6 protein-coding genes are annotated in these 12,977 nt (G+C 73.6%); all 6 read right to left on the bottom strand.

Annotated features, from left to right (window positions below):
- Positions 1 to 66: 66 nt before the first annotated feature.
- The 6 genes from argF to ACZ5VC_RS17785 all read right to left on the bottom strand — a co-directional run bounded on the left by argF (position 67) and on the right by ACZ5VC_RS17785 (position 12,926).
- A complete protein-coding gene (gene argF / locus ACZ5VC_RS17810; protein ID WP_469120964.1) occupies positions 67 to 1,077 on the bottom strand; it encodes an ornithine carbamoyltransferase in 1,011 nt (336 codons plus the stop codon).
- Between the two features lie 100 nt (positions 1,078 to 1,177).
- Positions 1,178 to 2,413: an arginine deiminase gene (locus tag ACZ5VC_RS17805; RefSeq protein WP_469120963.1), complete on the bottom strand. Its 1,236-nt coding sequence runs from the start codon at positions 2,411 to 2,413 to the stop codon at positions 1,178 to 1,180.
- Positions 2,414 to 2,477: 64 nt separating this feature from the next.
- Complete coding sequence (locus ACZ5VC_RS17800; protein ID WP_469120962.1) at positions 2,478 to 4,607, bottom strand: hypothetical protein; 2,130 nt, start codon at positions 4,605 to 4,607, stop codon at positions 2,478 to 2,480.
- Positions 4,607 to 6,736 (bottom strand): serine/threonine-protein kinase, encoded by a 2,130-nt coding sequence (locus ACZ5VC_RS17795; RefSeq protein ID WP_469120961.1) that lies wholly within the window; start codon positions 6,734 to 6,736, stop codon positions 4,607 to 4,609. Before ACZ5VC_RS17795 ends, ACZ5VC_RS17800 begins: the two co-directional genes overlap by 1 nt.
- Positions 6,733 to 9,279: a hypothetical protein gene (locus tag ACZ5VC_RS17790; RefSeq protein WP_469120960.1), complete on the bottom strand. Its 2,547-nt coding sequence runs from the start codon at positions 9,277 to 9,279 to the stop codon at positions 6,733 to 6,735. Before ACZ5VC_RS17790 ends, ACZ5VC_RS17795 begins: the two co-directional genes overlap by 4 nt.
- A complete protein-coding gene (locus ACZ5VC_RS17785) occupies positions 9,276 to 12,926 on the bottom strand; it encodes a tubulin-like doman-containing protein (protein ID WP_469120959.1) in 3,651 nt (1,216 codons plus the stop codon). The genes ACZ5VC_RS17790 and ACZ5VC_RS17785 overlap by 4 nt, the downstream gene beginning before the upstream one ends.
- Between the last annotated feature and the right edge of the window lie 51 nt (positions 12,927 to 12,977).

Raw genomic sequence — 12,977 nt, 5'->3', positions numbered from 1 at the left:
GAGGCCCGCGGGAGCGGGGCGCGATGGCTCGAGAAGCCGCGCGGCGGTGTCCGCGGGAGCGGGGTGCTAGACGACAGGGCCCGCGAGCGTGGCCACCATGACCGCCTTGATGGTGTGCATCCGGTTCTCGGCCTCGTCGAAGACGACGGAGTGCGCGGACTCGAAGACCTCGTCCGACACCTCGAGCTCGGTCAGGCCGTGGCGTGCGTGGATGTCCCGCCCGACGGCCGTGCCCAGGTCGTGGAAGGCGGGCAGACAGTGCAGGAACTTGACGTCGGCGTTGCCGGTGGCCCGCAGCACGTCCATGGTCACGGCGTACGGCGCCAGCGCGGCGATCCGCTCGTCCCAGACCTCCTTGGGCTCCCCCATCGACACCCAGACGTCGGTGGCGACGAAGTCGGCGCCCCGCACACCCTCGGCGACGTCCTCGGTGAGGGTGATGCGGGCGCCGCTCGCCGCGGCGGCCTCGCGGGCCTGCGCGACGACCGCCTCGGACGGCCAGTAGCTCTTCGGCGCCACGATCCGTACGTCCATGCCGAGGAGCGCGCCGGTGACCAGGTACGAGTTGCCCATGTTGAAGCGGGCGTCACCGAGGTACGCGAAGGCGATCTCGGCCAGGGGCTTGGCGGAGTGCTCGGTCATGGTGAGCACGTCGGCGAGCATCTGGGTGGGGTGCCAGTCGTCGGTGAGCCCGTTGAAGACGGGAACCCCGGCATACGCGGCCAGCTCCTCGACCGCCGCCTGACTGTCGCCCCGGTACTCGATCCCGTCGAACATCCGGCCGAGCACCCGGGCGGTGTCCTTCACCGACTCCTTGTGGCCCATCTGGGAGCCGGTGGGGTCCAGGTAGGTGGTGGAGGCGCCCTGATCGGCGGCCGCGACCTCGAAGGAGCACCGCGTCCTGGTGGAGGTCTTCTCGAAGATCAGCGCGATGTTCTTGCCCCGCAGCCGCTGGACCTCGGCGCCCGCCTTCTTGGCCGCTTTGAGTTCGGCGGCCAGGTCGACCAGGCCGCGGAACTCCTCGGCGGTGAAGTCCAGCTCCTTGAGGAAGTGGCGGCCGATGAGATCAGTGGCCATGGGGCGCTCCTGCGTTCCGGATACGGGGACCTTGGAAGTCTATACGAGCATCAGAATTACTATGCAGCCACCCCCGGCCGCCCCCTTGTCCCCTCCGTGGCTACTGCGCGGGATCACGCTCCACCGGGCAGCTCATGCAGCGCGGGCCGCCCCTCCCGCGCCCCAGCTCACTGCCCGGGATCTCGATCACCTCGATGCCCTGTTTGCGCAGATGGGTGTTGGTGGTGACATTGCGCTCGTACGCGACGACGACGCCCGGCTCCACAGCCAGCACGTTGCAGCCGTCGTCCCACTGTTCGCGCTCGGCCGCGTGCACGTCCTGCGTCGCGGTCAGCACGCGGATCTCGGTGAGACCGAGGGCGGCGGCGATCGCACTGTGCATGTGCTCCGGCGGATGGTCGCTGACCCTGAGGGTCCTCGGCGTGTCGCCCGGTTCGATCGTGTACGAGCGGAGCATCCCGAGACCCGCGTACTGCGTGAACGTGTCGTGGTCGACCATCGTCATCACCGTGTCGAGATGCATGAACGCCCGCCGCTTCGGCATGTCGAGCGCCACGATCGTGCGCGCCGAGCCCTCCGCGAAGAGCCGGTGGGCCAGCATCTCCACGGCCTGCGGCGTGGTCCGCTCGCTCATGCCGATCAGGACCGCACCGTGCCCGATGACCAGGACGTCCCCGCCCTCGATGGTGGACGGGTAGTCGGCCTGCCCCTGCGACCAGTGGTGGAACGGGCCCGCCTCCGGGCCGGTGAACAGCGGATGGTGCTTGTAGATCGCCTCGAAGTGGACCGTCTCGCGCTGGCGGGCGGGCAGGCGCATGGCGTTGATGGAGACCCCGTCGTAGATCCAGGCGGAGGTGTCCCGGGTGAAGAGGTGGTTCGGCAGCGGGCCGAGCAGGAAGTCGTCCAGGTCCATCACATGGAAACGGACGGACGTGGGCTCGGTGTGGGCGGCCAGGAACTCGCGCTTGGTCATGCCGCCGACCAGCGCCTCGACCAGCGCACCCGTCTCCATGCCGTCGAACGCCGCTCTGAGGTGGTCGGTGGCGAGCGGGCCGTACTCCTTCTCATGGAAGACCCGGTCCAGTACGAGCGCCCGGGCGGCGGGCAGTTCCAGCGCCTCACGGAGCAGATCGCCGAAGAGGTGAACCTCCACCCCCCGGTCGCGCAGCACGTCGGCGAACCCGTCGTGCTCCTGCCGCGCGCGGCGCACCCACAGCACGTCGTCGAAGAGCAGGGCGTCCTTGTTGCTGGGGGTGAGCCGCTTCAGCTCCAGATCGGGGCGGTGGAGGATGACGCGGCGCAGCCGCCCGGTCTCGGAATCGACATGGAATCCCATGTGCCCATCCTGGCCGAGCCGGGCGCCCCGCGCGCCCCTGCGGCACCACCCCGGTCCACCGGTGTCAGGCGAGCAGGACGACCACGATCGCGAGGAGCAGGACGACGAAGACGCCGACCAGGCCGTAGACGACGAGCCGGCCGTCCTGCGCGGGCTCCTCGATGCCGAGGTGGCCGGGGGGCGCGGGCGGGCGACGGAGCGCCTCCGGGGGGCGGGGCGGAGGGGACTGGTGGGGCGGAGGGGACGCGGGACGGTGGGGCCGCGGCGGAGGCGGTCCGTCCCGCCGGGCCCCCGGTAGGGGCGGTGAGGAGGGCGGCTCGGCTCGATGCGCACCCGGCACGGGCGGTTCGGCTCGACGGGCGGCCGGCGACGGCGAGTTGCTTCCCGTTCCCGCGTACGCCTCCCTCAGCAGCGCCAGCCACACCTTCTCGGGCAGGCCAGGCTGCTCGCTCTCGACGATCCGCCACACCGCGTCACGCGCGGCCGGGTGCGGACCCGCGCCGAGTCTCGGCAGCAGGGAAGCGAGTCGGGTGACGAGCACCTGGTCCTCCAGCATCGGTCGTACGGCCCACCGGTGGAGCGCCGCCGCGTTGGCTGCGCGGACGTCGTCCGCCCGCTCCCCGCCCGGTCCCCACGAACCGGTCACGAACAACTCCTGGTCGAGGACGGTCTCGCAGAACTCCAGCCGCGACCGCCGGTTCCAGGAGGGCCAGCGGTCCGCGGTCTCTGCCATGAGGACCGTCGTCGACTCGTACGGCAGCCGCTGCTGGAGCGCCAGGATCAGATCGTCGTCCGAGGCCTGCTGGGCGGCGGCCGTCACCTGCCGGGGCGAGTGGCCGTCGGGGTCACGGACGATCGCGAGCAGGGCCGGGAGCCCGATGCCGCCCCCGCGCCGGCGACGCAGCCGCCGGCGACGCGTTGGGCGCGGTTCGGGCCAGGCGGCGAGCTCTCGCGCGGGCTGATGTGCGTCGGGGGCGTGCGCCGGGTGGTCGTACGGGGCGGTGGGCGGCGGCTCGGGGAACGGGGGAACGGGCTCCCGGGGCGGAGGCGCTTGAGGCGCCGGGACCTGGCGGACGGGCTCCCGAACCGGCCCTTCCCCACGCGACCGCTCCGGCCCGTCCCACCGGTCCAGCCGGTCCGGCAGGTCGTGGCGCGGATCAGGTCGCGGGTCAGGGCGCCAGTCCGGGCGGTCCGGCGTCTCGTGCCGTTCCCTGTCGGAGCCCGGCCCCCACTCCCCGCCGAAACCCGTACTCCCCGCCCGCTCCCGGCTTCCCGCGACCGCCCCGCCCTCCGCGCGCTCCCGCCGCTCCAGCTGGTCCAGGGCCCGTTCGGCGATGTCCAGCAGCGGTCCCTCGTAGCGCCTGGCGGCGGTCTGGAGCACCTCGTCCACCTCGTACTCCTGCCCGTCGCCCCGCGCCACCCCCCGCAGATGACGGCGGACCAGTCCGGCCGCCACCTCCTCGGCCCGGTCCCCACGGCGTTCCAGCGGGTCGGCGCGGCGCCGCTCGGCGTTCCGGGAGGCCGCGCCGGACCACTGCTGGACGAACACGAAGCGCAGGGGCGGCATTTCGGCCGTGTCGTGCGTCGCGAACGTCCAGGGCGTGCGGACGGCCTCGCCGAACATTCCGTACATGCCCCACAGCATCCGGTGGGCGGCGTCGCCGCCGGTCGGGTCGAGCAGGGTGAACGGGCCTGCCGGATGCCGCAGCAACTCGGCCACGGCGCCGGTCAGTTCCCGTTCCGCGAGCGGCAGGGCCGAGGACAGCCGCTGCTGCCCCTCCAGCGTCGCGGGCAGCAGCGCCGCCTCGCGTACGGGGGCGATCATGCCGCGGACCTCGGCCAGCGGGAGATCGCTGCCCTCCCAGGACCAGGTGTGCAGTCCGAGGCAGGTTCCCGGGTCGAGGACCTCCGCCGCCGCCACCAGCGCGTGGCAGATCGTGCCGGCGCGCCCGTCCGCCTCGCGCAACGGTGCCCGGCGCACCAGGACGACATGCTGGTGCTTCTCCAGCCGTACGAGCGCCGGCACCGTCTCCTCACCGGTCGCCCGGAGCATGGCACCCACGTTCCGGAAGAGCGTGTCCGCCTGCTCCCGGCCGCACGACCAGGCCACCGGACCGAACCCCGGGGTGCCCGAGGCGTCGTCGGTGTCCCAGCGGAAGACGATCTGGTCGACCCAGTTCTCCTGTCGGGCCATCAGAAACCCACCTCTTTCGACTCCGGCGCCGGGAGCAGCCCGCACATGGCGAACAGGGAGACCAGCGGCGCCAGGACCCGGCGTGGCCTGACGCCGTGCGGGAAGCGGTCGCCCCGGGCCTGTCCACCGGTCGCGGCGACGAAGTGCAGGGTGCAGCGCGCGCATTCGTCGAACGGCTTCAGCCAGGCGGGGCTGGCGTGGTGGGACAGGAACGCGTAGGCGTCGCGGCTCTCCGCGCGTGCCGTCTCCGGGTCGAAGCGCGCCGGTAGCGCGCGGGAGAGCCACCGGTCCACGGACGGGTCGAAGCGCACCAGGTCGCTCTTGTTGAGAGCGACCGCCGCGGGCGCCGCGATGTACTGGCCCTGCCGGGGGATCCGGTTCAGAACCGTGGTGAACGCCTCGTCGCCGAGGTCCCGCCGGGGCAGCCCGAGCCGCTCGCGCACCGGGTCGAGGAACGGCATCCGCAGCGCCCTCAGCGGGTCCAGTACGAAGATGAACGCGTCGACGCCCATCAGGAAGCGGGTCACCTCGCCGTCCTGCGCGAGGTCCTCGCCGGCGAGGTCGAAGAAGACGACGGGCCGGGTCGGCAGCCCCTGTCCGGAGACCAGCAGCCCGTCGGCGAACCGGGCGAATGTCTGCTGTCCGGTCCGGCCGAGCTGCCGGCCCTGTTGCAGGCTCTGCACCCGCTCCCGCAGGAACGTGCGGTGCGCGTCCGGGTTCAGGGGCAGGCACTTGAGGCCGTACGGCTCCAGGCCGCCCTGTTCGACCTCGCCCAGCATCGCGGCGAGCAGATGCGTCTTGCCGACGGCCGAGCTGCCGACCAGTGCGACGGAGAGCGGTTCGCCATTGGTCAGATACGGCACGGGCAGCTCATGCGCCTCGTCGCCCGCGGCGTGCGGGCACAGGTGGTAGGCCTTGCGCAGCGCGTCCTGCCGGTGAGCGGGCCGGTGCTCGGCGCTGAGGTCGAGCGGAATGCGGTCTCCCTTCTGGTCGATCGTGACGAGCAGGCTCTCGTCGAACTCGACCGGCAGCAGGCAGTGCGGGCACTGGCGGCCTGCCGGGGCGGGCGCCGGGTCGGCGGGGACCTCGTACGTCCGGGGCGGCGGCGCGGCCGGGGCCCCGGAGAGCCAGCCGCGCAGCGAACGGCGGGTGGGCGGCGGCACGTACTCCAGGGCGCCCTGGAGGTCGCCGTCCGCCGTCTGCCGCCCGGCGCTGGACGCGGTCCGCTTACGGGCGAGTTGGGCGTCGAAGTCGGCGCGGCCGCGGCTGAGCGCGTCGGCGGTGCCGGGGGCGGTGGCCAAGGGGTCGGGCGCGTGGAGCAGGCGCATGAACTCCCCGGGCGAGGGCCGCCGCTCGGCTCTGGCGTCGAACACTCCCCCGTGGTCGAGGGCGGCGAGGCGCCGGAAGTCGGCGAGGTCGGCGGGTGGGCCGAGGCCCTTGTCGGGCCGGCCGGCGAGCAGGTAGTAGACGAGCTGGGCGACCGACCAGAGATCGTCGCGGGGGTCGGCCGTGCCCGTGCCGTCGCGCTGTTCGGGAGAGGCCCAGGGCGCGGCGCCGAAGGCCTCGCGGGGCTCGCCGGCGCGCAGCGCCGCGTACGGCTCGGACAGCCGGACATGGGTGCCGTCCCAGCGCACGGTGTCCGGCGCGATGGCCCGGTGCACCAGTCCGACGGCGTCCAGCAGCCTTACGGCGAGGGCCAGTTGGGAGATGACCTGCTGCTGTTCGTCGCCGGAGAGCGTGCCGCCGAGGGCGGCGACCGGCTCACCGTCGGCCATCCGGTAGAGGACGAACGGTTCCGGGGCGTCCAGGTCGAAGCCGATCATGCGGGTGAACACGTCGGCGAACCGTTCGGAGCCGTAGCGGCGTTCCAGGGCGACGGCCGCGGACACTTCCCGTTCGAGCCTGCCGTAGGCGTGCGGGTCGCCGTGCTGGGAGAGGGGCAGCCGGTACTGGAGTACCGGCCAGCCGGTGCCGAGCGTCACCTCGCGGGCGATCAGGCCCGGGCGGCCCGGCGGTCTGCGGTCCTCGCCGTACCGCGCCGCGAAGCGGACCGGCTCCTCCAGGTGCGTGAGGAACTCCAGCTCTTCCTGGGTGGCGGCGGAGAACGCCTCCTGCCCGGTGCCAGTCATAGTGCTCCGCTCTCCTCTTCCCTGACCGTGCGCACCACATCGGCGCGCAGCGGCACGAGACGCAGCACACCGGCGTGCCGTCCGGCCGGTGTCCACACGACGTCCTCGGCCACCCCCCGCCAGCTGTCCCGCGTCTCGTCGCGCTCGGCGCCCCGGCGCATCGCCTCCGGGACGAACCGCACCTGGCGCACCGCCGCGGGATCCTGCGACAGCAGCCGCCGGTGCTCGGGGCCGCACAGCGCCACGGTCTGCTCGGGACCCTGGTCGGAGGTGAGCAGCCGGGCCACCCGTTCGGAGTCGACTCCGAGCAGCTGGGCGGCGTCCGGGCGGGAGGCGGGGTCGGCTGCGAAGGGCGGCGGTGAGGCGGCGCCGTCGCGCAGCAGGCGGGTGTGGACCTCGTCGAGCAGCTCGGTCATGGGGCCGTCCAGGGCCGTGCGTCCGGCGCTTCCGGGGTCGCGTTCGACGCCGGCCCAGCAGGGTTCGAGGATGCTGATGACGCCCTGGCCCAGGTCGTCGACCAGCGTGTCGACGAGCGCCGGGCCGCCGTCGCCGCGCAGCAGCTCCAGCCACGCCGGGTGGGCCTCGCCGCCGGCAGGCACCGCGACCCGCTCGTCGGGCTTGGGCGCGACGGGCTGCGGGGGTGTGTCGAACCAGCCGACACCGCCGGTGGCCTCGCCCCAGTTGTCCCAGCTCCAGGAGTCGGCGGACGGCTCGGGAGCGGTGGGGTCGGGTCCGGCGGAGGTGTGGTCCCGGAGGACGGATCGGCTTCCCCCGTGGCCCGCGTGACCCTGCCCCGCATGGGACGGGTGGTGGTCGTCGGCGGTCCGTGCCATGCCCCGCAGCAGCCGGGAGACCGCTCCCGCGCCGTCCGAGCAGTGGTGGCGGACCTCGGCGAGGAGCCAGTCGTGGACGGCCGTCTCGGCGAGGAGCTGGTGGATGTCCCGCATGATCCGGTTCGCGTACGCCGCGTCCGTACGGCTCCACCAGGAGTCGACGGCCCGCTTCCACTCCCGTACCGCAAGCGCCACGCACACGAGCACGGCGACCGAGAGGGCCGCCGCTCCCGCCCACCAGGGCGGGGTGAGGAGGCGGCCCGTGAGCGCCCCGGCCACACCGCCCAGCAGGCCGCCGGCGAGCCGCGGGCCCGTCGCGGCGCTGCCGCCGCCGTCGAGCCGGCCGTCGGGCGACCGGTTGGGCCGGCGGCGCAGCGCCAGCGCGGCAAGGCCGGCGGCCAGGAGACCGGTGGCCGGCCCGAGTGCCCAGCCCGGTCCCGGCCAGAGCCCGGCGGCGAAGGCGAGCACACAGGCGACCAGGACCGCCAGGGCCGGGGAGCCGCCGACGGTGAAGGGCAGCGGCGAGGCGAGATGGCGCAGATAGCCCGCGTCGCAGAGCTCCTCGAGCCGGGCGATCCGGGACGCGCTGCCGGACGGGGCCGAGCGGACCGAGAGCGCGGCGAGACGGCCGGCGACCGATCTGAGCGGCAGGCGCCGGGTGATCAGGCCCTCGGTGAAGTCGCGCAGGCCCGGGACGACGCTGCTGCGGGAGATCTCGGGCGGCAGTTCGGGCAGTTCGATGCCGCGTTCCCTCAGCCTGGCGCGCTGTTCGGGGGTGAGGCGGGCGCCGCCCGCGTCGGTGAGGGCGTCGCCGATGGCGGAGCGGTAGCGGGTGAGGGCCAGGGCGAGTTCCTCGAGACGGCCCGGGAGGTCGACCTGCCGTCCCACCGTCGTGAACAGCCCCGATGTGCCGCGGACTTGGACATAGCCGTCGTTCGCGTCCTGGAGGGCTTCCTCGCACTCCCGGGCGCGGGCGCCCGCCGGCCCCCGGGCCGGCGTCCAGACATGGCCCTGGAGACTCGCCGGGACGGAGTCGTCGAGGAGGACGGCGAGTTCGGCGGGGACGGTCTCCGCGGGCGCTCCTCCGGGCGCGGTGGCGCGGGCCGTGGAGGCGCCGGTGATCGGCGGGGGCGGGGCGAGGTCCTGTCCGGTGAGGCTCTCCAGGGTCTGGCGCCAGGCCCTTGCCCGCGCCTCGTCCGTCAGATCGTGTTCCAGTACCCGCACGGACGGCAGGGCGACGCCGTGCACGACCTGGCCGAGCGCACGCAGCACCGCGTCGAACACGTCCGGCGGCGACAGGACGTCGACCAGGGGCCGCAGGGCGGTGTCGTCGTCGGCCGCCGACCCGGACGGGGCGCCGCTCCCTCCGCGCACGTCGAGCAGCCAGAGCACTCCCGCGGCGGGGGGCCGCAGCGTCAGCGAGCGCCTCAGTGCCCGCTGCCCCTCCCCCGCCGGGCCGACCGCCAGACAGATCACCTGGGCGGGTCCGTAGGAGAAGAGCCGTTCGTGCAGGAGTTGATGGGCGACGAGCCGCGCCGCGTCGTCGATGACGAGGAAGCGCCGTTCGGCGACGGGCTGGGGCGTGTCCAGGGCGTCCCGCACGACGTCGGCGAGGCGCCCGGCCGCGTCCGGGCCGGGCCCGGGGTCACGCAGGTCGACACAGACCGCGTGCCCCGGCAGCCGGTGGTGAGGCGTGAGACGGGGGTTCATGCCTCGTCACCGTCCGTGTCCCACGGGTAGTCGCCGGCGGCGTCGGGCCGGCGCGCCGAGCGGCGGTCCTCCGCCCGGTCCGACTCCCAGCTCTCGCCGTCACGTGCCCGCGGTACGCCACCGTCGGCGCCACGCCGCTCCGTCCCGCGCCCCTCCCGGCGGTACGGCTCCGTGTCCCGCGCCTCGGTGTCCCAGGTCTCGCGCTCGCGCGCCTCCCGGCCCCAGGACTCGCGCTCGCGCTCGCGCTCGCGCTCGCGCGGATCGGATCCGCGCTCCCCGCGACCCCCGGACTCGGTGTTCCGGGGCTCGGTGTCCCAGGTCTCGCGCCCGCGCGCCTCCCTGCCCCAGGTCTCCCGCTCGCGCGGATCGGATCCGCGCTCCCCGCGACCCCGGGGCTCGGCGGTGCGGGGCTCGGGGTCCCAGGTCTCGCGCTCACGCTGCTCCGGTCCACGCACCTGGCGGCCCCTCTCCTCCCAGTCGTCGGCCTCGGCGGCACGCGGCCGTTCGTCCTCCGTGGCGTCACCGGCCGGCGAATGGCGCTCGTACAGCGCCCTCAGCGTGGGCCGGGTGGGGCGGGCGGCTCCGGAGAAGCGCATGTCCAGGGCCCCGTCGAGGGTCTCCTGCCAGAAGTGGCGCAGCGGCTCCAGCCACTCCTGGTCCTCCTCGCCGTACCGGTCCGACAGCTCCTTGATCCGTGCGATCTGACGGGGGGCCACGTCCTCGACGAAGGTCAGGAACAGCGGCGAGGGCGGTACCGGTGTGTTGGCCAGTCCCAGCGGCAGCGTCCGCATCAGCCGTTCGCAGAAGTCCTCGATGATCTGACCCTCGTCGAGCAGAGCCCAGCGTTCGTAGGCCCTCAGCATCCCGGCCCAGCTGGAGAGCGAGCCGTCGAAGTCCTCCAGACGCAGGGTCATCGTGGCGGAGTCGCCGTCCTGCAGCCGGATGCGGATCAGCTCGGGGGAGGTGACGGACCCCTGGTGGTCGATCCGTCCGTTCCACATGGCGCACAGCAGCCGGTGGAGGATGCGCTGCCGGTCCTCCTCGGTGCTGACCAGCCAGTCGTCCCGGTGGCCGAGCCGCTGCCGCCAGTGCAGGAAGTCGTCCTCGCCGGCCGAGTCGCGCGCCTCCGACCAGGTCTTGAGCACCTCGCGCACCTCGGAGATGTCGGTGAGGTTCATCCCGCTGCGGAACAGCACCACGGTGATCGACTCGGTGTCGACGGCCCGGTACTCCCGGTCCGCGCGGGCCGGCAGGTTGAGTTCCTGCCCGAGGTAGGCCGCGGCCCGGCCGTCGGTCTCGCTCTCCGGGTGGACGATGAGGATCTTCAGGGGGCCGGTGCCGTCCGGGGTGAAGCCGACCGGCAGCAGTCCCGCGAGCTGCGAGCGGAACTGGCCGAGCCAGCGGCTGTCGACCTTGGCCTCGGCGGTCTCGTCCCCGGCGGCCGCGCGCAGCAGCAGCGCCATCGACGGCAGCAGGGGCCGCTCGTACAGGGTGTCGTCGGCCTCGCCGAAGAGCCGCTTGACGCGCCGCTCGACGATCTGCTTGATCTCCTTGACGGCGGCCCCCTGGGAGCGGCGTACGGCTTCGAGGGCGGCGCGCCAGTCGTCGGGGCGGATCAGCTGGTCGAGCAGGCCCGCGGCGTCGGTGTTCTCGGGCAGTCCCTCGCTCTTGACGAGCCGGTCGAGGACGTCGTCGTAGAAGGCCCGCAGGCTGTTCTGCGGGGGCAGCAGATACGAGATGCCGGTGCGGTCGTCGCGGTAGAGCTCGCGCCGGCGGTCGGCGAAGAGCTTGCCCTCGTCCTCCTCGTGGGACCGCAGCGCCCGGGCGAGTTCGCCGATCTCGCGGACGACGCGGGTCAGCGGGGGCCGCCACTGCGACTCGCCGCTCTGCCAGCCGCGGTGCCACAGGGCGTTGGCCCGCCAGCGGTACCAGACGTCCTGCTCGTCCAGGGCCTCCTGCACGTCCGGGTCGCTCCAGCGGGCCGGGACGAGGCCGCCGGCGCCGCCCTTGATGCGGGGGATCTGCGGGGCGGAGGGCTGGACGTGCTGCGGCCGCTCCGGCTCGTTCCTGCGGTTGTCGAGCATGCCGGTGAACCCGGCCTCGGCGGCCCGCTGAGGGTGTCCGGGCAGTCCGGCGAGGATGGTCTCCAGCTGGAAGGGCCCCACCAGGCCGAGGAGTTCGCGGGCTCCGGCGCCCGGCTTGAAGTCGTCGGTCAGCCGGGGGATCTCCCGGGCGAGTTCGCGCTCCAGCCGGTGGAGCCCGTCCTCCATGTCCCCCAGGCGGTCCCGCAGCCCCTGGGTGATCGCCCGGCTGCCCTTGGGCAGTTGCTCGGGCAGGGGGATGTCGGGGGCTTCCCGGTTCCACAGCCGGCCGATGCCGGAGCGCTCGAACAGGTCCCGGACCCGGTCGGTGCCGTCCTCGGCGGGCCGCCGTGCCCGCTCGGTCATACCGCGCACCGCCTGGGCGAGCAGGCGGGCGGCGACGATCTCGGCGAGGTCGTCGACGGGGACGGTCAGCGAGGCGGCGAGGCTGGTGGACATGCCCCGGTAGCCGATGCCGGAGCGCGCGGGCGTGGAGCGTTCCACGCTCTTGTTGATGAAGCTGGCGGCGAAGGACTGGTAGTCGTCCTCGCTGCGGCTCTGGCCGTTGTCGTCGCTCAGTTCGGTGCCGATGAGCGACATCACCATGGCGGTGATGGAGCGCCGCAGGTCCTCGGTGCGGATGACGGCGGGCTTGCTGAAGAGGAAGGCGGTCTGCACGGTGGAGGGACGCAGGGCGACGACACCGTCGCCGGGGTAGCGGACGCTGATCCGGCCGCGCTGCTGTACGTCTCCGACGTCGGCGAGGGCGTCCGGCACGTTCTGGTCGTCGACCAGCCGCGAGAGGTCCACCAGGGCCCGGGCCGAGTTCAGTTCCGCCTCGCGGCCGCCGCCGGCCTCGGGCGGGAACGCGGAGGGCATGACGACCAGCGGATAGATCTTCACGCCGGGCACCTTGGACTTGCGGAACTCGTGCCCGATGAGATGGATGAAGTCGTAGTAGATGCCCGCTCCGGTACCGCCTGCCACCGAGAACGCCACGAAGACGTCGCAGCCGCGGATCCGTCCGCCGCCCACGCGCTGGAGGTCACCCGCGGAGTTGCCGATGGCGCCGATCGCCTCGCGCAGCTGCCGCAGCACCGGCTCGAGTCCGCTGCGGAGGGTGGCGAAGAGCGCGGCGCGGCCCACGGTGGGCAGCTGGCCTGCGCCGTTGTGCAGCGGCGCCACGCGCGGCTGGCGTGCTTGCGGCGGCAGCCAGTCGCGGGTCTCCTCGTGCAGGGCGACCCGCAGCATCCGGGTCACTTCGGGAGAACTGTCGTACTCGCTGGGCAGCAGGTCGCGGATCATGCGCGAGGTGCGGGCGTAGGCGGCGCCCTCGGCGCCCTTGGTGTTGAACTGCTGCTGGCGCAGCAGCTCCGACTCGCTGAAGTCCGCGTAGACGAACTGGAGGCAGTCGGGCAGCTGGAACGGCAGGCGACGGCCTCCGTCGACGAGTTTGGTGCCGTCCGGGCCGCACAGTTCCCGGCGCAGGCCGCGTTCCAGCTCGGTGCCGATCCGTCCGCCGGTGCCACCCAGACCGACGAAGAGCATGGGCTGGTAGATCTTCATGTCGTCTCCCCTTGGAACTGGAACGTCGTGCCAGGGCGTCGTACGAGGTCG

It is taken from the genome of Streptomyces sp. NPDC033174, from assembly GCF_055577795.1.
The sequence above is the reverse complement of the archived record's forward strand: the minus strand, read 5'-3'. Positions and strand labels throughout refer to the sequence as shown.

Coding starts and splice junctions, on each gene's coding strand:
- argF (WP_469120964.1), bottom strand. CDS start 1,077: ATGGCCACTGATCTCATCGGCCGCCACTTCCTCAAGGAGCTGGACTTC.
- ACZ5VC_RS17805 (WP_469120963.1), bottom strand. CDS start 2,413: ATGGGATTCCATGTCGATTCCGAGACCGGGCGGCTGCGCCGCGTCATC.
- ACZ5VC_RS17800 (WP_469120962.1), bottom strand. CDS start 4,607: ATGGCCCGACAGGAGAACTGGGTCGACCAGATCGTCTTCCGCTGGGAC.
- ACZ5VC_RS17795 (WP_469120961.1), bottom strand. CDS start 6,736: ATGACTGGCACCGGGCAGGAGGCGTTCTCCGCCGCCACCCAGGAAGAG.
- ACZ5VC_RS17790 (WP_469120960.1), bottom strand. CDS start 9,279: ATGAACCCCCGTCTCACGCCTCACCACCGGCTGCCGGGGCACGCGGTC.
- ACZ5VC_RS17785 (WP_469120959.1), bottom strand. CDS start 12,926: ATGAAGATCTACCAGCCCATGCTCTTCGTCGGTCTGGGTGGCACCGGC.